20 protein-coding genes and 1 tRNA gene are annotated in these 22,135 nt (G+C 41.2%); 7 read left to right on the forward strand and 14 right to left on the reverse strand.

The window, feature by feature from the left end; all coding sequences use genetic code 11:
- The first annotated feature begins 117 nt into the window (after nucleotides 1–117).
- Nucleotides 118–1,641, forward strand: a complete 1,524-nt coding sequence (gene gltX, locus VS868_RS07070) for a glutamate--tRNA ligase (protein ID WP_345599680.1) — start codon at nucleotides 118–120, stop codon at nucleotides 1,639–1,641.
- Nucleotides 1,642–1,718: 77 nt separating this feature from the next.
- On the opposite strand, the gene VS868_RS07075 is transcribed toward gltX, so the two are convergent.
- Nucleotides 1,719–2,399 (reverse strand): outer membrane beta-barrel protein, encoded by a 681-nt coding sequence (locus VS868_RS07075; protein ID WP_345599681.1) that lies wholly within the window; start codon nucleotides 2,397–2,399, stop codon nucleotides 1,719–1,721.
- A 74-nt stretch (nucleotides 2,400–2,473) separates the two neighbouring features.
- Between VS868_RS07075 and VS868_RS07080 the strand changes: the two genes are divergently transcribed.
- Entirely contained in the window at nucleotides 2,474–3,493 is a 1,020-nt protein-coding gene (locus VS868_RS07080; protein ID WP_345599682.1) for an SPFH domain-containing protein, read from the forward strand.
- Between the two features lies 1 nt (nucleotide 3,494).
- Here VS868_RS07080 and VS868_RS07085 read toward each other — a convergent pair whose 3' ends face one another.
- The 4 genes from VS868_RS07085 to VS868_RS07100 form a co-directional block, all read right to left on the reverse strand.
- Nucleotides 3,495–3,719: a DUF6327 family protein gene (locus VS868_RS07085; protein ID WP_266070175.1), complete on the reverse strand. Its 225-nt coding sequence runs from the start codon at nucleotides 3,717–3,719 to the stop codon at nucleotides 3,495–3,497.
- Entirely contained in the window at nucleotides 3,706–4,152 is a 447-nt protein-coding gene (locus tag VS868_RS07090; protein ID WP_345599683.1) for a phage holin family protein, read from the reverse strand. The genes VS868_RS07085 and VS868_RS07090 overlap by 14 nt, the downstream gene beginning before the upstream one ends.
- Before the next feature lie 5 nt (nucleotides 4,153–4,157).
- Nucleotides 4,158–4,571, reverse strand: coding sequence for a YtxH domain-containing protein (locus VS868_RS07095; protein ID WP_266070173.1), 414 nt, complete (start codon nucleotides 4,569–4,571; stop codon nucleotides 4,158–4,160).
- A gap of 127 nt (nucleotides 4,572–4,698) precedes the next feature.
- Nucleotides 4,699–6,381 (reverse strand): glutamine--tRNA ligase/YqeY domain fusion protein, encoded by a 1,683-nt coding sequence (locus tag VS868_RS07100; protein ID WP_345599685.1) that lies wholly within the window; start codon nucleotides 6,379–6,381, stop codon nucleotides 4,699–4,701.
- A 108-nt stretch (nucleotides 6,382–6,489) separates the two neighbouring features.
- On the opposite strand from VS868_RS07100, the gene folB reads away from it, so the two are divergent.
- Together folB and VS868_RS07110 are read left to right on the forward strand one after the other, a co-directional pair.
- Entirely contained in the window at nucleotides 6,490–6,846 is a 357-nt protein-coding gene (gene folB / locus VS868_RS07105; protein ID WP_266070171.1) for a dihydroneopterin aldolase, read from the forward strand.
- A gap of 82 nt (nucleotides 6,847–6,928) precedes the next feature.
- Nucleotides 6,929–7,002 (forward strand) — tRNA-Cys (locus tag VS868_RS07110).
- A 776-nt stretch (nucleotides 7,003–7,778) separates the two neighbouring features.
- On the opposite strand, the gene VS868_RS07115 is transcribed toward VS868_RS07110, so the two are convergent.
- From VS868_RS07115 to rnr, 3 genes are read right to left on the reverse strand one after another with little or no spacing between them, the layout of a single operon-like run.
- Nucleotides 7,779–8,492 carry a LysE family transporter gene (locus VS868_RS07115; RefSeq protein ID WP_266070170.1) on the reverse strand — a complete coding sequence of 238 codons (714 nt, stop codon included), beginning with the start codon at nucleotides 8,490–8,492 and terminating at the stop codon, nucleotides 7,779–7,781.
- 40 nt (nucleotides 8,493–8,532) lie between these two features.
- Nucleotides 8,533–9,222, reverse strand: a complete 690-nt coding sequence (locus VS868_RS07120; RefSeq protein ID WP_266070169.1) for a head GIN domain-containing protein — start codon at nucleotides 9,220–9,222, stop codon at nucleotides 8,533–8,535.
- Entirely contained in the window at nucleotides 9,200–11,407 is a 2,208-nt protein-coding gene (gene rnr / locus VS868_RS07125) for a ribonuclease R (RefSeq protein ID WP_345599686.1), read from the reverse strand. Before rnr ends, VS868_RS07120 begins: the two co-directional genes overlap by 23 nt.
- A gap of 369 nt (nucleotides 11,408–11,776) precedes the next feature.
- On the opposite strand from rnr, the gene VS868_RS07130 reads away from it, so the two are divergent.
- The 3 genes from VS868_RS07130 to VS868_RS07140 all read left to right on the forward strand — a co-directional run bounded on the left by VS868_RS07130 (nucleotide 11,777) and on the right by VS868_RS07140 (nucleotide 13,412).
- The gene (locus VS868_RS07130) at nucleotides 11,777–12,019 is read left to right on the forward strand and encodes a DUF2007 domain-containing protein (RefSeq protein WP_345599688.1); all 243 of its coding nucleotides are present in this window, start codon (nucleotides 11,777–11,779) and stop codon (nucleotides 12,017–12,019) included.
- A gap of 521 nt (nucleotides 12,020–12,540) precedes the next feature.
- Nucleotides 12,541–12,972: a ribose 5-phosphate isomerase B gene (rpiB, locus tag VS868_RS07135; RefSeq protein WP_345599689.1), complete on the forward strand. Its 432-nt coding sequence runs from the start codon at nucleotides 12,541–12,543 to the stop codon at nucleotides 12,970–12,972.
- A complete protein-coding gene (locus VS868_RS07140; RefSeq protein WP_345599690.1) occupies nucleotides 12,972–13,412 on the forward strand; it encodes a GNAT family N-acetyltransferase in 441 nt (146 codons plus the stop codon). Before rpiB ends, VS868_RS07140 begins: the two co-directional genes overlap by 1 nt.
- On the opposite strand, the gene VS868_RS07145 is transcribed toward VS868_RS07140, so the two are convergent.
- From VS868_RS07145 to VS868_RS07170, 6 genes are all read right to left on the reverse strand, one after another.
- On the reverse strand, nucleotides 13,409–15,043 hold the full coding sequence (locus tag VS868_RS07145) for a S41 family peptidase (protein WP_345599691.1): 1,635 nt from the start codon (nucleotides 15,041–15,043) through the stop codon (nucleotides 13,409–13,411). The two genes, VS868_RS07140 and VS868_RS07145, sit on opposite strands and share 4 nt — an antisense overlap.
- Entirely contained in the window at nucleotides 15,024–15,422 is a 399-nt protein-coding gene (gene rnpA / locus VS868_RS07150) for a ribonuclease P protein component (RefSeq protein ID WP_345599692.1), read from the reverse strand. Before rnpA ends, VS868_RS07145 begins: the two co-directional genes overlap by 20 nt.
- A 447-nt stretch (nucleotides 15,423–15,869) precedes the next feature.
- The gene (locus tag VS868_RS07155; RefSeq protein WP_345599693.1) at nucleotides 15,870–17,702 is read right to left on the reverse strand and encodes a M1 family metallopeptidase; all 1,833 of its coding nucleotides are present in this window, start codon (nucleotides 17,700–17,702) and stop codon (nucleotides 15,870–15,872) included.
- A 6-nt stretch (nucleotides 17,703–17,708) separates the two neighbouring features.
- Nucleotides 17,709–19,388 carry a S8 family serine peptidase gene (locus VS868_RS07160; RefSeq protein ID WP_266070162.1) on the reverse strand — a complete coding sequence of 560 codons (1,680 nt, stop codon included), beginning with the start codon at nucleotides 19,386–19,388 and terminating at the stop codon, nucleotides 17,709–17,711.
- Nucleotides 19,389–19,394: 6 nt separating this feature from the next.
- Nucleotides 19,395–20,255, reverse strand: coding sequence for an MBL fold metallo-hydrolase (locus tag VS868_RS07165; protein WP_345599694.1), 861 nt, complete (start codon nucleotides 20,253–20,255; stop codon nucleotides 19,395–19,397).
- Between the two features lie 35 nt (nucleotides 20,256–20,290).
- Nucleotides 20,291–22,075, reverse strand: a complete 1,785-nt coding sequence (locus VS868_RS07170; RefSeq protein WP_345599695.1) for a cation:proton antiporter — start codon at nucleotides 22,073–22,075, stop codon at nucleotides 20,291–20,293.
- Between the last annotated feature and the right edge of the window lie 60 nt (nucleotides 22,076–22,135).

A 22,135-nucleotide genomic window follows, 5' to 3' on the forward strand; every position in this document is an offset into this window, starting at 1 on the left:
CTTTTTTGAATCTTCTAAAATTACAATTAATTCAATAATTAAAACAAACTCTCACATTTACAGTGCCATTTCGAGAACCTAAAGAATCCTTTATCTTTGTGCAATAAAATAAGCTTTATGTCTACAGAAAAAGTAAGAGTGCGTTTTGCACCAAGCCCCACGGGGCCGCTACACATAGGAGGAGTAAGAACTGCACTTTTCAACTACCTGTTTGCTAAAAAACACGGCGGAGATTTCATTCTTCGTATTGAAGATACAGACCAGGCCAGGTATGTTGAAGGCGCCGAAGATTATATTATAGAATCGCTCAACTGGTGCAACATTCCCTTTGATGAAGGCCCCGGAAAAGAAAAAGATGCCGGACCCTACCGCCAAAGTGACCGAAAACACCTCTACCGCGAATATGCTGAAAAGCTTTTAGCTTCGGGAAATGCATATTACGCTTTTGATACTGCGGAAGAACTCGATAAACACAGGGAAGATCACGAAGCCCAGGGAAAAACTTTTATCTACAACTGGCATAACAGGGAAAAACTGAAGAATTCTCTAGCCCTGCCTGAAGCTGAAGTAAAACAAAAAATTGAAGCCGGGGAACCTTACGTGATTCGCTTTAAATCTCCCGAGAATGAAACCTTACAGCTAAAGGATGAGATTCGGGGAGAAATGACTATTGAAACCAAGATCCTTGACGATAAGGTTCTTTTTAAGAGCGACGGGATGCCAACCTATCACCTCGCCAATATTGTTGATGATCATTTAATGAAGATCACGCACGTAATAAGGGGAGAAGAATGGCTGCCTTCTCTTGCCCTGCACGAGCTACTCTACCGCGCATTTGGCTGGGCGGCTCCTAAATTTGCACACCTGCCCCTTATTTTAAAGCCACAGGGTAAAGGGAAATTGAGCAAGCGAGACGGAGACAAATTAGGATTTCCGGTATTTCCGCTGGAATGGAAAGATCCAAAATCGGGTGATATCTCGAGCGGATACCGCGAAGAAGGGTATTATCCGGAAGCTGTTGTCAATATGCTGGCCCTTTTAGGCTGGAATGCCGGTGGCGGAACAGAAAAAGAGATCTACAGCCTCGAAGAATTGACCCACGCCTTTAGCCTGGAGCATGTTTCTAAAGGTGGCTCTAAGTTTGATCCCGAAAAAACCAGGTGGTTTCAACATCACTATATGCAGGAAACCGGAAATGAACAAATTGCAGCCGATCTTGTAGATCTTCTGAAAACAAAAGATATCTCCACAACTCCCAAATATGCACAGCACATTGTATCACTTTTAAAGGAAAGAACCACCTTTTTAAGCGATTTTTGGAACCAGGGCAGCTACTTCTTCACTGCTCCTGAGAACTATGACGAGAAGGCGGTAAAAAAGGCCTGGAAAGAAGATACGCCACAAATCCTTCAGCAGGTCATAGAAATATTGGAAAATACTGAAGATTTTTCTGCTGAAAATGTGCAGGACCGGGTAAAATCCTGGATCACTTCCGAAGGAATTGGTTTTGGAAAGGTCATGCAGCCCTTCAGGATCTCTCTGGTAGGCGCCATGCAGGGACCAGATGTTTTTGATATCGCAGCTGCCATTGGAAAAGAAGAAACAGTTGCCCGCTTACAAAAAGCAAGGCAACAGTTCTAGCTTTCAAAATTATCTAACAAAAAAGCCATTTTTGAGAGGTCTCAAAAATGGCTTTTTTAATGAGTTATATTTTTTATCTAGAGATAGAAAGTGATGCCTCCTGCAATTATGCTCATACTTCCTTTAAAAGAAGGAACCGAAGCATCTGTCTCCTGCAGGTTCTCATCGTTAAGACCTTTCAGGAAGTTGTTGATACCGTATTGATATTGCGCCCACAACTTAAGAGATTCCCATCCCCCACTTAATCCTACTGCCAGGTTAAAATTGAAAGTAGATACATCTTCAATGTCGGTGGCAGTGATATCATAATCACCTACATAATATAGTTCCTTGTCCTGCCTGGCCTCCATTTTGCCATTTACCTGCACTACCGGCCCGGCTTCAATACTTAAATAGTGGTCAATCAACTTGTAACTTGCAAAGAAATTCCCCTGCACCCCAATCATATTATATTCTATAGGAGATGCTTGAGAGGTTGTTTCAATTTTTTCCCGCCCATCAATATCTACTCTAAAATCATAAAAATTTATTCCATAAACGAATTGCCAGTTGTTATAAAAGGAAGCGCGGGTTGTAAAACCTGCTGTCCAACTGGTCTTTGAAGTCACCCCCAGCTCATCGGTCGTAATATTAAAATTATTTACACCGCCCTGCAGGCCCAACCTGTTGTACTCGCCATCCCAAATCTTTCGCTGTGCCTGACTATTTAGGGTAAAACATAAGATTCCCATTAAAAGAATAACTTTTTTAAGATCCATAGGTATGATTTGAGAAATGAACGGCTAATGTAGGAGAATATTTTTATATCTTTCGTTAAAATAATCTTACAGCCATGATATCCACCATCTTATCTGCAGTCTTTATTGTCTTCGTATTAATCATTCTTTTTTCGGGAATATTTACCGTTAAACAACAGACTGCTGCTGCCATTGAACGCTTCGGAAAATTTCAGCGGGTAAGCAGCAGCGGACTCCATTTCAAAGTTCCGGTAATTGACCAGATTGCTGGCCGAATCAATCTAAAAGTACAGCAACTTGATGTTCTTGTAGAGACCAAAACCAAAGATGATGTTTTTGTAAAGCTTAAGATCTCTGTACAATTCCAGGTCATGATTTCCCGAATTTATGATGCCTTTTACAAACTTGAAAATTCACATGAACAAATCACCTCTTATGTGTTTGATGTAGTGCGTGCAGAAGTGCCAAAAATGAAGCTAGATGACGTATTTGAGCGCAAGGACGATATCGCTATTGCTGTAAAACGGGAGCTTAACGAGGCTATGGAAGAATATGGCTATGACATCATTAAAACATTAGTAACAGATATTGATCCCGATATACAGGTAAAAGCCGCTATGAACCGTATCAATGCTTCGGAAAGGGAAAAAGTTGCTGCGGAATATGAAGCTGAAGCCGAAAGGATCAAAATTGTTGCCAAGGCTCGTGCCGAAGCCGAAAGTAAGCGCTTACAGGGACAGGGAATTGCCGACCAGCGACGTGAAATTGCCCGCGGTCTTGAAGAAAGTGTAGATGTATTAAATAACGTGGGTATCAACTCCCAGGAAGCATCAGCCCTTATTGTGGTTACCCAGCATTACGACACGCTCCAGTCTTTAGGGGAAGAAACCCAGAGTAACCTTATCCTCCTGCCAAATTCCCCACAAGCCGGAAGCGATATGCTTAATAACATGATTGCCTCCTTCACTGCTTCCAATCAAATTGGAGAAGCCATGAAAAAAGAAAATGCGCTAAAAGAGAAGAAACGAAAAGAGAAAGAAGAGCGTAAGAAAAGGGAACTTCCTCCACAACCACCTGTTGAAGATCAGGATGAAGAGGATACGCCTCAGGAGTAGGTTATTTAAACTTATCTCCTATAAAGCCCAGCACCGAGGTAGCACCTTTGAGCACATAGCGGTTCTTTAGCACACTATCGGCAGCGTCTTTTAAAATACGTTTGGGGGAGAGACTTTCTTTTGTTTGATTATAGCTCAAAAGGACTTTCTCCTTATCAATCTCCTTTTGGAGCTTCAAAAGTTTAAGATCCCGGTCTATTTCTTTGAAATTTTTATACTCTCTCATTGTCCTTAATTATGATTTCGTCGGTTTCGAAGTCTTTCTGAGGAGTAAACTCATGATGTTCTTTGTGCTCAGGCTTCTTTTCAGGCTCCTGGAAGAACTTTTTTGAAGCTCCCGGTAAGATGGCCTTCATAAGCACTTTACTTCCGAAGAAAACAAAGAAAAGTATCAGTAAAAGGTAAATACCGGCAACAATAAAGAACCCACTGCTGGGAGAATCTATCCAGTTACTAAGTGCAACAGCAACGGCAATAGAAAGAAATAAGACAAAAAAGAGCGCAAAAAGAGCTATTGCAGCGCCTTTAATGGCGGCAATAGCTCCCTGCATACTTTTATTAAAGAGGTCAAGTTTGTAGTACTCTGCACTGCTGTGTGCAAGAGCCCTGACATTCTCTTTTAATTGTTGAAGGTTGTTAGATATTCTTCCAAATGCCATAAAGCCTAGACTGCAGCATTACCTGTATTCTTATCTCCTTTGGAAGCTACGCTTTCTTCAATGTTAGCTTTATCATCTCCTCCACCTTTGCGATCTTTCTGAAATTTGGCATTTTGCCTTTTCAGTTCATCAAGCTTTGATTCAAGGCTGCTAAGGATCTCATCTGCTTTATAGCTGGCTGAAGACAGGGTTTCATCCAGTCTCTGCTCAAAATCTGATTTTGCTTTTTTGGCTTTCTGACTGAGATTTGAAGAGGTCTCACGATATCGCTTGTTTAAATCATCCTGCGTTTTTCTTGCATTCTCCCCAAGCTTTCTCCTGGTTTCCTCTCCACTTTCAGGCGCATATAACATTCCAAGGCCGGCTCCAATTGCTGCCCCGGTTAGCAATGCTAAAAATGTACTTCCTGATTTTGCCATGATATTGTTGATTATTAAGATTAATACTACAACCAAATATACTTTAATGTGAGCTGTAGCGCTGTTAATAACCGGTTAATATCCAAAATCCAATGCTAAAATATTCTTAATTGGAGAGATACCTCTTCTAATTGCCATTTTTGCCACCCCATGAATCCCTCAAGGTTACCGTACGATTGAACACAGGTGCCTCTTTGGTACTCTCTTTATCTACGTTAAAATATCCTAACCTTTGGAACTGAAACCTGTCTCCGGGTTCCACATCACTTAAGCTGGGTTCAAGATAAGCAGTAATGGTTTCAAGAGATTCGGGATTGAGAAAATCAAGGAAATCTTTGTCTTTATCGGCATCTGGAGATTCCACGCTAAATAGCCTGTCATAAAGCCTCACTTCAGCTTTAACCGCATGTTTGGCCGATACCCAGTGCAGCGTTCCCTTTACTTTGCGCATAGATTCTTCGGTACCGCTTCCGCTTCGGCTTTGAGGGTCGTAAGTACAGTGAATTTCCACAATTTCTCCGGCATCATTCTTTACAACGCTTTCTCCTTTAATGATATAGGCATTCTTAAGCCTCACTTCTTTTCCAAGTGTAAGCCTGAAGAACTTTCGGTTAGCTTCTTCCTTGAAATCTTCCTGTTCTATATATAATTCCCTAGAAAATGGAACTTGTCTTGAACCTGCAGTCTCATCTTCAGGATTATTTTCGGCTTCCAGCCACTCTTCCTCCCCTTCAGGATAGTTGGTGATAACCAGTTTTACAGGATCAAGCACAGCCATAACACGAGGGGCAGTCTTGTTGAGATCTTCCCTTATACAGAATTCAAGCAGGGAAACATCAATGATATTCTCCCTTTTTGCAATCCCTATGGTCTCTGCAAACTTGCGGATAGACCCAGGAGTATAACCTCTTCTTCTAAGACCTGAAATAGTGGGCATTCTTGGGTCATCCCATGATTTCACGATGCCTTTCTCTACCAGGTGCAGCAGTTTTCGCTTGCTCACAATGGTATGACTCAGGTTACGACGGGCAAATTCGCGTTGCTTAGGTTTAAAATCTTCTGAAGAACTCACCTTTTCAAGGAACCAGTTATAAAGTTCACGGTGCGGTAAAAACTCAAGTGTACAAAAAGAATGAGAAACCGATTCTATAAAATCGCTTTGCCCGTGAGCCCAGTCGTACATTGGGTAGATCATCCAGTCATTGCCGGTGCGGTGGTGTTTGCGGTGCAACGTACGGTACATCACAGGGTCGCGCATCAGCATATTTTTGGCTGCCATATCAATCTTTGCCCTAAGCACATGCTCGCCCTCTTTGGTCTCCCCGTCTTTCATCTTCTGAAAAAGCTCCAGGTTCTCCTCTACCGAACGATCGCGGTAGGGGCTGTTCTTTCCGGGTTGGGTAGGGGTTCCTTTTTGTTCAGCAATAGCTTCAGAAGGTTGACTGTCTACATAGGCATCGCCAGATTTTATCATACTTACCGCCCAATCATAAAGCTGTTGAAAATAATCGGATGCATAACATTCTTTTGCCCATTTAAAACCAAGCCACTCCACATCACGCTTAATGGCGTCTACATACTCCTGCTCTTCTTTAATGGGGTTTGTATCATCAAACCTAAGGTTTACCGGCGCATTGTACTTCTCTCCCAGCCCAAAATTGAGGCAAATAGACGAAGCGTGGCCAATATGAAGATAACCATTGGGTTCGGGCGGAAACCTGAATTGCAGATCTTCCTTTTTATAATCGTTGTTTAGATCTTCTTCTATGATTTGCTCAATGAAATTGAGCGATCTTTTTTCTTCAGCCATAGTTTACAGTTCAACTTTAAGGGGAACAAAATTACAGAAAATAAACATCAATTCCGCTGCTGTACCGCTGTCTTCTTAATTGTTGCTATCTTCGCAAAAAATACAGTTTTGGGAAGTATAAAACTCAGAAATATTAAAGTTTTCGCCTATCACGGCTGTCTCGAAGAAGAAGGCCAGATAGGCAGTGATTACAGGGTAGATCTTAAAGTTAACGGAGACCTCTCTCTTTCGGCTAAAACCGATGCCCTTAAAGACACCATAGATTACGTTCACCTTAACAAGATCGTGAAGGAAGAGATGGCCATTCGTTCAAAGTTACTGGAAACAGTAGCCGAAAGGATCATCAACCGCGTGCTCAACGAGCTGCTCATTGTTCAAAAAGTGAGGATAGATGTTTCAAAAATTAACCCTCCAATAGGCGGAAATGTGGCTATGGTAACGGTAAGAAGAAGTAAAAGCCGATAATTTGCCAATAATTTTCAAAGCCTGCCAAAAGCATAGGCCTGAAAAAAGAATTTTTATTACATTTGCCTTCCGTAAATAAAACGGCATCGTGGCCGAGTGGCTAGGCAGAGCTCTGCAAAAGCTTGTACAGCGGTTCGAATCCGCTCGATGCCTCCAAAAAAGCTCCTTTCAAGGGGCTTTTTTTATGCTCAAAATTAAAATTGCCTTTAGTCTGCTTCTTTAAAGGCTAAAAGTGGCAATTTGCCCGGCATTACCTCTCAAAAATGACCTTTTGAACTGGTGATTTTCCAGAGAAAAGTTCATCTTCAAAAATGCCATTTTTGACACCTTACCAAACTCCGGCGATAAAAAGGAACCTCTAATTTTCTCTATTTCTGAAGTTTTCTGCGGAAGTATTAAAAATCTTCAGCTGAAAGAACTATTTAAATAGGCTATTTCTGAAAGTAAATGGCATAATTTACTTCGGAAGGAATTCAAAATGCATTTATAATCTACTTCCGAAGAAATATTTATAATTCACTTCAAATTTGATTGCCAACGCCTGAAGTTTCGGAAATATTACCACTCAAAAATGATCTTTTGAACAGGTGATTTTCCAGAGAAAAGTTCATCTTCAAAAATGCCATTTTTGACACCTTACCAAACTCCGGCGATAAAAAGGAACCTCTAATTTTCTCTATTTCTGAAATTTTCTTCGGAAGTACCAAAAATCTTCAGCTGGAAGAACTAGATAAATCGGCTACCTCTGAAAGTTAATAGCATATTTTACTTCGGAAGGAATTCAAAATGTATATAAATCTACTTCCGAAGAAATATTTATAATTCCCTTCTAATTTGATTGTCAACGCCTGAAGTTTCAGAAATATTACCTCTCAAAAATGGCATTTTAGGAAGGCTTCTAATCTCTTAAATAAAATTTTGATATGGAATTGCTACTCCTGCTCGAAGTACTGAATGTATGCGCCAGATTCCGGGGTGATGCTGTCAATTTGATCCTGAAGTTGGGTTAATTCATCTGGAACAAGGCCCTGGGCGATTAAAAATACCCCGAAAATCACCAGAATAATGCTGATCACCTTCTTAACGTTGTAGATACGATTGGGCGTAAGCTTGCGGTTGAGCTTTTTGGCAGCAAGTATCTTGAAAATGTCAATAATGAAATAGGTTCCTAAAATGGAGCTGAAAAAAACGACCATTCGATCGGTTTCCATTTCCATTTGCGGCCCAAAAATGATGATAAGCCCCAACCAAAACCCCAGGACGCCAATATTAATAAAGTTAAGCAGAAAGCCTTTTGCAGCAAGTCCCAGGTAATCCCTTTTATTGAGTTTTTGTATTTCGGGGACTTCTTCGTGCTCAAGCACCCTGCGGTTTTGAACAAACTGAATTATGCCATAAGTGACTAGAATGCCACCCCCAAAAATAAAAAGAGCCGGATCATCTTTAATCCGGTTCAATAGTTTTGTGGTACTTAAATAAGCGATTAACAGAAAGATAATATCGGCACAAATCACTCCCAAATCGAAGGAAATTGCCGCTCTAAAGCCTTTAATAGCTGCAGTTTCCAGGAGTACGAAAAATACCGGTCCCAGTAAAAAAGCAAGAAAAAAGCCTAAAGGTATTGCAGCCAATATATCCTGAAACATTCAAATCTTTTAGTTTCACAAAGATAGAACTTTACTTCACTTATAAAATTTTTCCGCCCAGGCTGGTTTTTTTGTCTACTTCAGCAGGGTTTCCAAATATCTCTACAGTGCCGCCAAGTTTGGCTGTAGCCTTCACATAATCTGATGCATGAACTTCGGCTCTACCGGCAGTACCGGCTTTAACTTCGGTGTTTTGGGTACGCAGATCCCTTCCGTAGTAATGCCCCCCGGTATTGACCTCCACAACCTGTTCTTTTGCCTTGCCATCAAGGGTAACTATTCCTCCGGAAATAGATTTTACATTGACTTTTTGAGCGTTTACCTGTGCAGCCTGAATATCGGCTGCTTCCTGGCTTCGGAAGGTGAGCTCCCGCCCTTTTATTTCTCCCGAAACCCTTACCAGGGAACCTTCATTGGCATCTACAGTGCTTAAATCTTTGGTGTAAAGCGTAATTTTGGTATTGTTCTTAGACCAGATATTGTCTAAAGAAAGGCGGATTTCCAACCTGTCTTCAACGATCTCAAACTTCACATCATTCTTGCTGTGACCGGTAATGACAATTTCATTTTTGGCAGCAGGAATGATCTCTACTTCTACGGCATTGAATGTTTTTACTTCAGCAAAATTCCCCAGCTTCTCCTTTACATCCTGCGCAAGGAGAGACATGCTAAAGAAAATCATGAAAAATGGCAGTAATATTCCTGTTTTAGTCTTGCTTTTCAACTTCATCTTTGGTTCCAATTAAATTAAAGTCTAAATGCCTTTTTACAAGATCGGCATTTTTAACTGTAACATATACTTCGTCACCCAGCTGGTAAACCTTCTTTGTATTTCGGCCAATAATAGCGTATTGCTCCTGATCAAAATCAAAATGATCTTCCCTGATATCACGCAGTCTCACCATGCCCTCACATTTATTAGACATGATTTCAACGTAGATCCCCCACTCGGTAACTCCTGAAATAACGCCCAGGAACTCCTCATCATTGTGATCTTGCATGAATTTTATTTGCATGTACTTGATGGAATCACGCTCTGCACTGGTTGCCAGACCTTCCATGTTACTGCTGTGTTGGCATTTAGATTCGTATTCTTCTTCGGGTGCCGACTTACCATCGTCAAGATAGTGTTGGAGCAACCTGTGGGCCATAACATCTGGATACCTCCTAATTGGCGAAGTAAAATGGGAGTAATGACTAAAAGCAAGCCCGTAGTGCCCAATATTCTCGGTACTGTAATAGGCTTTACTCATGGTCCTAATAGTAAGGGTATCTACAAGGTTTTGCTCTTTGGTTCCCTGTACATCTTGCAGCAGATTATTAAGGGACTGCGATATTTGTTTTTGATCTTTAAGGTTGAGCTTGTGGCCAAACTTGCTCACAAGAGACTGTAGGGCAGCAAGTTTATCATCATCGGGTTCGTCGTGGCAGCGATAGACAAAGGTCTTTTTAGGTTTTTGCTTTCCAATGAATTCAGCCACTTTTTTATTGGCCAGCAACATGAATTCCTCAATGAGTTTATTGGCTTCTTTAGAAGTTTTAAAGAACACGCCAACAGGTTCATTTTTGTCATCGAGTTCAAATTTCACCTCTACTTTATCAAAAGAAATTGCGCCATCTCCCATTCTCTTTTTGCGCATCACTTCAGCAATCTGGTTCATTTTAAGAACGGCCGAAACTATGGCATCATCGGTCCTATAACTTTCACCGGTAATGGAAATTTCCGCAGGAATATCACCCCCGGTAGTTTCTATGATGTACTGTGCCTCTTCATAGGCAAATCGCGCATCTGAATAAGTTACCGTTCTACCAAACCACTGGTCTTTAACCTCCCCTTTTTCAGTCATCTCAAAGACTGCAGAAAAGGTATATTTTTCTTCATTTGGTCGCAAGGAACAGGCATTGTTGGAAAGGATTTCGGGTAACATGGGTACTACCCTGTCAACCAGATAGACCGAAGTTGCCCGGTTAAAAGCTTCTTCATCGAGTATGGTTCCCGGCTGCACGTAGTGAGAGACATCGGCAATGTGAATTCCTATCTCGTAGTTGCCATTCTCTAATTGCTGAAAGCTTAAAGCATCATCAAAATCTTTTGCATCTTTAGGGTCAATAGTGAAAGTAAGAACTTCACGCATATCCCTTCTTTTCTTTATCTCGTCTTCCTGAATGCTGGTATCTATCCCCTGGGCAAAATCTTCCACTTCTTGCGGAAATTCATGCGGAAGCCCATATTGTGCAAGTATCGAATGAATTTCGGTATGATGCTCTCCCGGTTTTCCAAGAACCTGCACTACATGACCAAAAGGAGAATCGGCTTTTTCGGGCCATTCATCCATTTCAACCACTACCTTATCCCCGTTCATTGCTTCACCAATTTTGTTCTTCTGAACAAAAATATCGGTGTACATTTTACCATCCTGTATTGCAACAAATCCGAAGTTCTCCTGCAGCTGTAAAACTCCTACAAATCTTGTTTTCTTCCGGTTAAGGATCGCGGTGATCTCTCCTTCAGATTTCTTGTTGCGGCGACGTTTGTAGACATAGATCTCAACTTCGTCACCGTCAAAAGCTTTATTGATATTATTGGAAGGGATAAAAACATCTTCATTCAGCTCTTCAACCACCACATAACCACTGCCTTTAGCAGTCATGTCAAGTATGCCACGGTAGCGGTCAACATCGCTGTTAATGCGATAACGGCCTCTGTCTACCTCTTCAATTTTTTTCTTGGCAGCCAATTGAGATAAAGATCGAATGATCTTATTCCTGCTGGAAGCATCATCTACACCCAGTTTTGCTGCTATTTGTTTATAGTTAAAATCCTTCCCCGATTCCTTTCGCATTATCCCCAGAATTCTTTGGGTTGCACTTTCGAGGTTGGTACTCTTATTATTTTTGTATTTCTTTTTACTCATTTCAAAATTTAAGCTATAAAATTAAGCCTTATAATTTACATCTACCTGAATTTATAGTAATTTCAATTCATAAGAAGGAATCATTCACAATAAGATAATCTATTGATAAGAAAAAATTAACATTTAAAACTCAGATATCTTAAAATTATATTAATTTTGTTGATGTCGAATAATTATGTTCAGCATATCACTCAATGAATAAATCAACCAAAATAACTGTAGTTTTTATCCTGATTTTTGTGATTGGTGTTCTCACTTTTGTCGCCTCCATAAACCGCACATTAAATACGCCGGTTCCAGGTTCTTTTCCTAGAAAAATTTCTTCCACTTTCCACTAGAAAGTAATATCTTAATAGCAAGGACTTTGCTATGACCAATTTCATTACTCTTGCGATCTTTACCTATCGCCATGAATACGCAATTCTCAAGTTGCTACTCCAGCAGGAAGGTATTGAACATTTCTTTCAAAACGAGACTATGCTTGACGTCTTCCCTTTATACTCTACCGCCCTGGGCGGAATTCACCTCAAAGTCCACCCACTAGACGTAGATCGCGCCCGGGAGATCATAGACAGGTTTAATCAGGATCCTGCTCCATTAAAGATCGTTTAGTTGTCAACAGTTATTATAGTATTTATATTTTCTTCTTTTTTTAAAAAATTAAAATGATGGAGTATTATAGTCTGTTGATATGTACAATAACTTTTTCTGAAGTTTTTTGGATTTGTGGTCAGCAGTAGTGAGGTAACAAGTTATGAACAGCAGCAGCTACAGCTAAGCCCCTGATTACTACTGAAATTTTACTTTTTCTTAACAACTGTTCATAATGAAATGTGAATTTAATCATTTAATAACTTTCCCTTAATCTGATGTTCAGAAGTGAATTTTGACTGCTGAAAACTTCCCGGAAAAAAGTGAGTTTAAAATTTCCATGTCTCGGTAATTCTTTCATATTCGATTTTTAGCTGAACAATCCAAATTTCGTTTTGATTTTTTCGTCTCCATTTATAAACAAATTATGAACTTTTATAAAGGCTTAGTTTTAAAGAGCTTGTAACATTTAATTAACAAACGCTAAAATAGAAGTTGATAACTCAAATTTTTACCTTTGTGGCTCATCAAACCTGCCTCTTATGAAAATATCTATTGGAAATGACCACGCCGGTACTACATATAAAACCGCTGTTGTTGATTACCTGAAATCAAGAAATATTGAAGTGATCAATCACGGGACCGATTCTGAAGAAAGTGTAGATTATCCCGATTTTGTTCACCCGGTAGCCCGGGATGTGGAGAATAAAACGGTTGATTTTGGTATCATCATCTGTGGAAGCGGTAATGGGGCCAATATGACTGCAAACAAGCATCAGTCGGTTCGTTCGGCACTTTGCTGGATCAAAGAGATCGCTGCCCTGGCAAGAGAACACAACAACGCGAATATACTTAGTATCCCTGCGCGATATACTTCAAAAGAACAGGCTGTGGAGATGGTACAGGTTTTTATTGATACCCAATTTGAAGGCGGACGTCACAACCGTCGTGTAGAAAAGATTGCCTGTAAATAATGGAGATAAAAATTGCCACTTTTGAAGACCTTGGTATTCATGAGTTGTATCAAATCCTGCAACTTAGGTCTGAAGTTTTTGTGGTAGAACAAAATTGTGTTTACCAGGATATTGATGGAAAAGATCAAAAAGCCCTGCATGTGCTGGGCTTTGACGGGAAGGTTCTCGTAGCCTACACCCGACTCTTTGCTCCAGGTATTTACTTTGAAGAGGCTGCAATAGGCCGGGTGCTGGTCAAAGAAACACACCGTGGAAAAAACTATGCTCACCAAATCCTTACAGCTTCTATAAAAGCTATTGAAGCACAATACAGCACCAAAAAAATTAAATTATCTGCTCAAACTTACCTGACCAAATTCTACGAAAGTCATGGGTTTCATCAAACCGGGGAAGGATATCTTGAAGATGGCATCCCTCATATAGGCATGATAAAGAATTAACCCTTCAGGATGTTCTGATATTGAGCTTTATTCTGAAGAATTTCCTTTGCCTTCAGGATTTCAGGATTTTTCTTTACATAGTATTCATAAAGCCCTTCTTTGTAGAAATACCGCTTGATGATCTCTTCTGAAATAAGGCTCATGATCTCAGCTTTTTTGTTGTTTAGAGCCTGTTCCTTTGAAGTTGAAATTGCCTCTTCTATACTTTTCAACGCTGCTGAAAGATCTTGTTGATAACCTTCTTTTTTGGCAGCATCAATAACATCCTGCAGTTCTTCTTCTGTAGCCGTCTGGTATTCAAATCCCACGGTATTTAGATACGCTTTAAAATCTGAAAAATCTTTTTCTGTAAAGCTGAAGTCTTCCGGAGAATTCAAGTTATGAGTGTAATAGTAGTTTGTTGCGTAGTCAAAAATGGCATTTTCGAACAGTAATGCATTGGTTACATCACTAAATTCCGAAGTTTCCAGTTTAATATCTGGTGAAATACCGCCGCCGTCATAGACTTTTCTTCCATTTCGTGTTTTGAATTCGTTGTAATCTTTTTCCGAATAACGCACTGCATTTCCTTCTTCGTCGCGGTGACGGTAATCGAGCGCCTGTATGCAGCGGCCGCTGGGCGTGTAATATCTTGAGATTGTAACCTTAAGTTGAGTGCCGTAAGTGAGGTCTTTAGGTCGCTGTACAAGGCCTTTACCAAAGCTGCGGGCTCCAATGACCACCGCCCTGTCTAAATCCTGCAAAGCACCTGCAACAATCTCACTGGCAGAAGCACTGCGACCGTTGATCAATACCGCCAGGGGAATCTCCGGATCTATAGCTTTTTTGTTTGTTGAAAACGTCTGATTATACTTTTCAACTGCCGATTTTGTACTGGTGATCAACTCTCCCTGTGGTACAAAAATGTTGGTCACATTAATAGCTTCAGAAAGTAATCCGCCGGGATTTCCACGCAGGTCAAGAATGATCTTTTCTGCCCCCTGCTCTTTTAAATCTTTTAAGGCGTTCACAGTTTCGGCCGAAGCGTTGCGGTTAAACTGAGAAAGCACAATGTACCCGGTCTTATCTTCCAGCAGTTCGTAAAAGGGTACAGCTTTGATCTCAACAGCTCCACGGGTAAGGGTGGTAGTTTTGGTTTCTCCCTGGCGAATAAAAGTGAGTTCTACCTGAGAATTTGGCGCACCTTTGAGCAATTCTCCCGCATCTTCGCTAAAATTTTCAACAGAAATATTCCCAATCTTTATTATTTCATCTCCGGCTTTTAAACCGGCTTTATCGGCAGGATAATCTTTATAGGGCTCTAAAATGACAATTTTATCGGCTTTTATGCCTACTGTGGCACCTATGCCGGTGTATTCGCCAGCGTTGTCTATCCTGGCCGCCTGCACTTCCTGTTCATTCCAGTAATGGGTATAAGGATCAAGATCTTCAAGCATTGCATTTATGGCGGTATCCATCAATTCTGCAGGATTAGTCTCATCAACATAATTCATGTTGAGTTCTTTGAACAGCGTGGTGAAGATCTCGAGCTGTTTGGCGATCTCAAAGAAATCTGATTTATAACTTACTGTTGTAAATAACAGCACCGGAAGGGCTGCAAAAAATGCTATTTTAGAGAGGGTCTTTTTCATGTTCCTTCATTTTTTCCTGCGCCACAAATCTTTTCAGAAGTTCTTCGCCGTTGCGCGATAAATCGGCATAACTCCATATTTCGCGCCCGGTATAGATCAACATTACAGCATAATTTTGGGCTAAATTACTGGTAACAAGATACTTATTTTTTCTAAAAACCTCTCGCATGAGCCGCTTAATTTTGATTCTGTCAACCGCGCGTTTAAAGTTTCTCTTAGAAACTGAAACCCCTACCTTATTTACTTTTTCTGAAGGGTTTTGAAGCCGGGTGTACACCAAAAGCAAGGGATATTTTTTGACCGTTTGGCCTTCAGCAAAAAGTTTATCAATAAGAACTTTGCTCTTTAATTTTTCCTTCTTTCCGAAGCTTTCATCCATGAGGTAAAATTATCATTTATAAATCAATGTTGTCCGATTAAATATATCAAACAGGAGCTAAGGCCACGAATTCACCAATAATTCAGTTTATTTAAAGGTATAGAAGGGTGGTTTTTAGTTTCTGAATATATAGGAACTTTATTTATGAAATAGAATATCGTTATTTATTAGTTGGTTGGGTAAAGGCCTGGCTCCTCGTTCTTGCAATGAAGCGATCTTGACTCTTTCCCCGGACAATAAACTTTATAACTAAGTATTTAACAAAGAATCTCATGGTCTAAACTTATAAAATAAAAAAGAGGCCGTTTAAAGCCTCTTTTTGATCAACCTGAAAATTTCAGGTTTTAATTATTTCTGAAAATCAGATATTTTAATTCATCTTTTATTCAGAATAGCATTTTATTCAGCTGCTGAAATACCTCTCAAAAATGCCATTTTTGGAACCTCTTATTGTTGTGGTTTAGGGTAAACATTGTTGTTCCTATTCACATCGGCCATCATTTGGCTGGCATCGATCTCAATAGAAGCAACATCCGATTTTGGCTTGTTCAGCATAAAAGAATAGGTAGGATAAGCCCACGCCCAGTCTTCTTGTGTCTGATTTTCATCAAAACCGGGTTTTTCCCAGCGCATCATTTGCAACGGAATATAAATCTCTTCGGAAGTACCGTCGTTATAGGTCACTTGCAACTCAACAGGCATTGGCATTTCGCCATTTCTAATGAGTACAACCCTGGTTTGATCGCCTTCCTCTTCTACCGCCTGTATCGCGTAGTCAATAACGTTTGTAGTGCGCGTCCAGTCGGTTAAATACCAATCTAATTCTGCACCCGAAACTTTTTCGGCTACTCTAATGAAGTCATTGGGTGTTGGATGTTTAAATTTCCACTCCTCGTAGTACCTTTTTAAGGTCTTCTGAAGGTTTTCTTCACCAATAACATAACCTAACTGCGAAAGAAAAACGGAGCCTTTTGAATAGGCCGTTGCACCGTAAGCCGCGTTGTACGTATACCTGTCGGCATGGGTGGTTTGTGGCTGCTCTGCGCCCGAAGTTGCCAAACGGGTATAGCTTCTGTAAGAGCCTTCAAAAGGATTTTCTTGATTCTGGTCCATTACTTCGTTCATGGCAAGATCAGAAATGTAGCTTGTAAAGCCTTCATCCATCCATTCGTGTTTGCTCTCGTTGGTAGCCAGCAGGTGCTGGAACCAGGCGTGGGCAAGTTCGTGAGCGGTCACGCCTACAAGGCTTCCAAAATTCCTTTCCCCGGTGATAAGGGTGAGCATGGCATATTCCATTCCGCCATCTCCTCCCTGGATCACAGAATACTGTGGCCACGGGTAAGGCCCTATGTGCTCATTAAAGTACAAAAGAAGTTCTTCGGTTTTTGACTGCAGGTTCTTCCAGTTCTCCTTAATTTCAGGCTTGTTTTTATAAAGGAAGTGCAGCACGGTACCATCGGCAGCCGTTCTTTTGTCATGAATATATTCAGGATCGGCAGCCCAGGCAAAATCGAGCACATCTTCGGCAATGAAATGCCAGGTGAGTTTGTCAGCTTTTTTTCTCTTTACTTTTACACCTTCGTCATGGTAGCCATACCCAATTTCATTGGCATTTTGAAGGATTCCTGAAGCACCAAGAATGTAGTCTTTATCAATATTGATCTTTACATCATAGTCTCCCCATACCCCATGCCACTCACGGCCAATGTAAGGATCGGCATGCCATCCTTCAAAGTCGTATTCGGCCATTTTAGGGAACCACTGCACCATAGAAAGAGCCACACCTTCGCTGCTGTTTCTTCCTGCACGACGGATTTGTTCGGGTACCTGTCCTGCAAATTTTAGCGAAAAATTTACGGTTTCTCCGGGTAAAATTGGTTCGGCAAGTTCTACTTCCAAAACCGTTCCCACCTCTTCAAACTGAAGAGATTTCCCATTCATGGTAAGGGTGTTTACTCGCAGGTAACCCTGTTGTGCAGGAGTTAAATTAGCAATTCTGGCTCCTACGCGAGGATCTGGATCTGCGATGGTTCGCGAACGGATATCCATTTCACTTCCCGGTTGAAAAGCGTTATAAAACAGGTGATAAAATACCCTTTTTAGCGTATCGGGAGAGTTGTTGGTATATTCGAGATCCTGCTCCCCGGTGTACTGGAAGTTGTCAACATTCATGTCAACATCCATCTTGTAGTTGGCTTCCTGTTGCCAGTAAGAGGTACTATTCTGGGCAGTTACTGCCAGGCATGATAAAAATGCCAGTGTCAATATTCCTTTCTTCATTCGTGCTTATTTAGATAATTTATCTGCCAGGATTAGGGCGTTATAAAGATTAACCATTTTTCCTGAAGTTGATAATTGATTGAATTTCATTGTATTTGACGGGTCTCCGCCAATAATTACAGTGGCATTGCTGGTAAGGCCACTTTCCATGATCACTCTTTTAACCTGATCATCGGTCAATTTTGGATAAAAAGAACGTATCACAGCTGCAACGCCGGCTACTGCAGGTGCTGCCATAGAAGTTCCCTGTAGGTACTCATACTCGTTATTTGGCGTAGTAGACCAGATCTTTGTTCCTGGTGCAAATACATCAACATTGGTCTTACCATAGTTAGAGAAACCTGCAATAAGGCCAGATCCATATTCATAATTAAGAGCTCCTACAGTAAGGAAGTTATCTGAAATCTCACTTGGATTTTCAGGATCCTGATCGTTTGGATAAACCGCATTTTCGTCAAGGTTTAGTCCTTCATTTCCGGCGGCGTTCACAATAAGTACATCGTTATCATCGGCGTACTTTATAGCATCTCTTACCCATTGTGGGTGGGTAGAGAAATATTTTCCGAAGCTGGTGTTGATGATACTGGCACCATTATCTACAGCATAACGAATGGCAAGAGCAATATCTTTATCATATTCGTCTCCATCAGGCACTGCTCTAAGTACCATGATCTCTACATTGTTGGCAACCCCGTTAAGACCAATTTTATTGTCTCTTTCAGCAGCAATAATACCTGCCACGTGGGTACCGTGTTTAAGATCTTCTTTATCTGGTGTTGGGCCCATTACATTTGCATTTCCGTAGTCGGTATCTGTGATATCATCAACATCGTCACCTACCGCGGCACGGGCATCAAGGTCTAGATTGAAGTGAGAAGAAAGCCTGCCGTCAAAGTAGTCTATAGCCTCCTGCAGTTGTGAAATTGCATCTGGGATAGTACCTTTAACATTGCTCATTACCTGGCTCAAGAAGCCTTTGTACTGCTGCATTTCTTCGGAAGTTGCTTCCATATTTCTCAACTCTTCCAAAGTGTAATCTTCTTTGCCGATTTTAGCAGATACCGCCTCATGAGATACCTTTAGCTGTTGCACAATACCTTCGTACTGGTTCTTCATGCCAAGCGTCTCGTTGTATTCTTTGTCATACTCGGCTTTTGCACGCTGATAAAGCTCAAATTCTTCCTGATTTTCGGGCTTTACAGCACCTGCAGGTATGCTGCTGTACTTAGATTTCAGCTTTTTGTAGATCCTGGTATATTCAAGATTTTCTTCTACTGCATCACCAAGAAAGTTCCACCCGTGAATGTCGTCAACATAACCGTTGTTATCGTCATCGCGATTGTTGTTGGGTTTTTCGTCTTCATTGGTCCAAATCACCCCGTCAAGATCTTCGTGTTCTATATCAACACCACTGTCAATAACGGCTACAATGACTTTTTTGCCTTTGTTGTTCTTGATGATCTCGCTGTAAGCTTTTTGCACGCTCATACCCGGAATGGTATCTGAAACAAGATCGGCTCCACCCCAGCCTTTTAGTTCAACGTCTGTAAGTTCAGAAACCTTTAGCGGCGTTTCATCAATATTTTCAATAGGCGTAGAAACAATTGCGGGAGCCGAGCTGCCACATGCTGCCAGAATAGCGGCCATTCCGGCTGCCAAAAAAGGCCTGTAAATTGGGATCTTCATAATTTTCTAATTAAATATTTCGTTAAATGTATATACTTCGTCTAATCGTACTCCTTTTTCGGTTTGCTTTACTTTTATCACCTTGTTATGGGCATCGTGTTCCAGAAAAAGATAAAAATCTTCTTTGGCAGCCGTTTCCAGGAATGTCTTCTTTTCAGGAAGCGTAAGTAAAGGTCTGGTATCATATCCCATAACAAAAGGCAATGGAATGTGACCCGCGGTAGGCAAAAGATCGGCCGTAAATACCAGCGTTTTTCCCTGGTACTTAATATGGGGGATCATCTGCTTATCGGTATGACCATCTACAAAAAGAATTCCAAAATCGAGTTCAGAATTTTCCTGATATGCTCCTCCCTGTCTTTCAATGAATTTCAACTGGCCACTTTCTTCCATGGGAAGTATGTTCTCCTTCAGAAAAGAAGCTTTCTCCCGGGCGTTAGGCTGGGTTGCCCACTGCCAGTGTTCTTTATTGGTCCAGAAAGTGGCATTTTTGAATGCCGGTTCATAACCGCTACGGTCTTTATTCCATTGTATGCTTCCGCCGCAATGATCAAAGTGCAGGTGCGTCATAAAAACATCGGTGACATCATCTCTTGTAAACCCGTGTTTCTTCAGGGATTTATCAATGCTGTCATCTCCCCAGAGATAGTAGTAGCCAAAGAATTTCTCATTTTGCTTATCTCCCATCCCGGTATCGATAAGTGTAAGCCGGTCACCATCTTCAATGAGCAGACAGGTGGCGGCAATATCGATCATGTTATTTGAATCTGCCGGATTGGTTTTATTCCAGATAGATTTTGGTACCACACCAAACATGGCACCTCCATCCAGCTTAAAATTACCGGCTTCAATAGGATATATTTTCATGAATTTTTAGGTGATTTTAGGGTTCCTGAATAAATTCACTGTAAATATATTATTTTTTCACCGGGACTTATGGTGTCGTGGAAGTGGAAAGGTCTTTTGTGCCCTTCAGGATTTACGATAAGTATAGGTAGAAAATCTTTTTGCTGCTTTTTTTGTTCTTTAATCCATTGCCGGGTAGACATTTCCTCTTCTATAAGAATTTCATGCTCGGCTGCACTGTTGCTGCTCAATTTATATGTCCACGGATCAAGTTTTGTCTTTGCGGCAAACATTGAAGAAGCGTCTATCCTGTCAAGAAGATCTACGCCCGCACCAGATTCTTTTGGATCCATGAGCACGATCTTCTTTGGAATATAGAAGGAATCATTGGCCAGTTGTGCTGCCAGTAGATTGATCTCACTGTTGGCGGTGAGCGCAATAAAAGTGCCTTTGTCTATGGCATGTGCCTGTTCCATAGTCTCTTCTTTCAGAATGTTTCCAAAAATGGCATTTAAACCTTCATTTTTTGCCAGCTCTACCATGTCGCGGTTAGAATCTACAAGAGTAACGTCGTTTTCTTTTGCGAGGTGCTTAGCCAGATGTATTCCCAACGGATTTGCGCCCAGGATAAGAAAGCCTTTCCTGGATTCCTGATGGATAAGTTCCCCCCGATTTTTGAGCCATTTTGTGGTCCAGGTAAGGAAGACCGGAACTGTAAGGGTGGTGAAAATAGCCATAAAGACGAGGATGGAGAAGATTTCAGCAGAAATGATACCCATTTCAAGTCCAATACCTGCAATAATAATTTCTACTGCGCCCCTACCGTTCATTCCCGTTCCTACAGTAAGACCTTCGCGCCAGCCGTAGCCACTGGGCAGGTAGAACAAAGCAGTTCCTCCAATTTTCCCAATCATGGCTACTAAAGTTACTGCGATAAGCATCCAAAGATCGGTTTGAAAAATGTCTAGCGTAACGTTAAATCCTGCGGAAACAAAAAATATAGGTGCTAAAAACCCGATAGATACATCGTGAAAGATGTCATTGATCTCTTTGGAAATCTGCCTGTTAAAAACTCCGTCCCTTATGAAAAGCCCGGCCATAAACGCTCCAAGAATGCTGTGAAGACCGGCCAGTTCGGCAAGTTCGGCAAAACCAAATACGATGATTAAAATAAGGGTAAAATGCAGGGTACGGTCTTTAATCTTAGCACGGCTAAGGGTTTTTCCCAAAAGAGGCAGAAGATAGATTCCTCCCACAGCAGTAAATATGAAGAACAAAATAGCCTTACCTGCTACCCATGTGAGGCCAAGAGTATCAATATTCCCTACATCTACAAAACTCATTAGTCCTGCAAAAATGATGAGGGCGAGCGTATCTGAGATCAAGGCTCCAGCCATCAAAACATATGCAATACGGGTGTTGAGTAGCTTCAGGTCTACCAGGATACGACTTTTTGTAGCCAGCGAGGTCACACCTACAGCAATGGCTACGAAAAGGGCAGCCATTTGAGTTCCGTCAAAGAGGATGATGGTGTAATAGCCCAGGCCAAAGGGCACAACAAAGCCTCCAATAGCTGCCAGGAGCCCCGGCCAGGAAGCTTTCCCGAGATCCCTAAAGTTGATCTCCATACCAATGTATACCATGAGCAGGATAATCCCAACTTCGGCCAGAATGCTTATCATTTCGGAGGTTTCGAGCATTCCTAAAACTGCCGGACCTAAAATAATACCTATCACCAGTTCTCCTAAAATGGCAGGATAGCCCAGTTTTTTTGCAGCGGCACCACCCACCCATGCTCCGGCGAGGATTATAAGTAGATTGAAAATATTGAATTCTTCCATAAGCCGATATTTTAGTGTGGGTTTAACTCAATAAAAAGGAAACTTCAAAACAATGAAGCT

It is taken from the genome of Salinimicrobium sp. 3283s, from assembly GCF_039602225.1.
Classification (GTDB): Bacteria; Bacteroidota; Bacteroidia; order Flavobacteriales; family Flavobacteriaceae; genus Salinimicrobium; species Salinimicrobium profundisediminis.

Bases quoted from the DNA above. Each gene is read 5' to 3' on its own strand.
- gltX (WP_345599680.1), top strand. From the start codon at position 118: ATGTCTACAGAAAAAGTAAGAGTGCGTTTTGCACCAAGCCCCACGGGG.
- VS868_RS07075 (WP_345599681.1), bottom strand. From the start codon at position 2,399: ATGGATCTTAAAAAAGTTATTCTTTTAATGGGAATCTTATGTTTTACC.
- VS868_RS07080 (WP_345599682.1), top strand. From the start codon at position 2,474: ATGATATCCACCATCTTATCTGCAGTCTTTATTGTCTTCGTATTAATC.
- VS868_RS07085 (WP_266070175.1), bottom strand. From the start codon at position 3,719: ATGAGAGAGTATAAAAATTTCAAAGAAATAGACCGGGATCTTAAACTT.
- VS868_RS07090 (WP_345599683.1), bottom strand. From the start codon at position 4,152: ATGGCATTTGGAAGAATATCTAACAACCTTCAACAATTAAAAGAGAAT.
- VS868_RS07095 (WP_266070173.1), bottom strand. From the start codon at position 4,571: ATGGCAAAATCAGGAAGTACATTTTTAGCATTGCTAACCGGGGCAGCA.
- VS868_RS07100 (WP_345599685.1), bottom strand. From the start codon at position 6,381: ATGGCTGAAGAAAAAAGATCGCTCAATTTCATTGAGCAAATCATAGAA.
- VS868_RS07115 (WP_266070170.1), bottom strand. From the start codon at position 8,492: ATGTTTCAGGATATATTGGCTGCAATACCTTTAGGCTTTTTTCTTGCT.
- VS868_RS07120 (WP_266070169.1), bottom strand. From the start codon at position 9,222: ATGAAGTTGAAAAGCAAGACTAAAACAGGAATATTACTGCCATTTTTC.
- rnr (WP_345599686.1), bottom strand. From the start codon at position 11,407: ATGAGTAAAAAGAAATACAAAAATAATAAGAGTACCAACCTCGAAAGT.
- VS868_RS07130 (WP_345599688.1), top strand. From the start codon at position 11,777: ATGACCAATTTCATTACTCTTGCGATCTTTACCTATCGCCATGAATAC.
- rpiB (WP_345599689.1), top strand. From the start codon at position 12,541: ATGAAAATATCTATTGGAAATGACCACGCCGGTACTACATATAAAACC.
- VS868_RS07140 (WP_345599690.1), top strand. From the start codon at position 12,972: ATGGAGATAAAAATTGCCACTTTTGAAGACCTTGGTATTCATGAGTTG.
- VS868_RS07145 (WP_345599691.1), bottom strand. From the start codon at position 15,043: ATGAAAAAGACCCTCTCTAAAATAGCATTTTTTGCAGCCCTTCCGGTG.
- rnpA (WP_345599692.1), bottom strand. From the start codon at position 15,422: ATGGATGAAAGCTTCGGAAAGAAGGAAAAATTAAAGAGCAAAGTTCTT.
- VS868_RS07155 (WP_345599693.1), bottom strand. From the start codon at position 17,702: ATGAAGAAAGGAATATTGACACTGGCATTTTTATCATGCCTGGCAGTA.
- VS868_RS07160 (WP_266070162.1), bottom strand. From the start codon at position 19,388: ATGAAGATCCCAATTTACAGGCCTTTTTTGGCAGCCGGAATGGCCGCT.
- VS868_RS07165 (WP_345599694.1), bottom strand. From the start codon at position 20,255: ATGAAAATATATCCTATTGAAGCCGGTAATTTTAAGCTGGATGGAGGT.
- VS868_RS07170 (WP_345599695.1), bottom strand. From the start codon at position 22,075: ATGGAAGAATTCAATATTTTCAATCTACTTATAATCCTCGCCGGAGCA.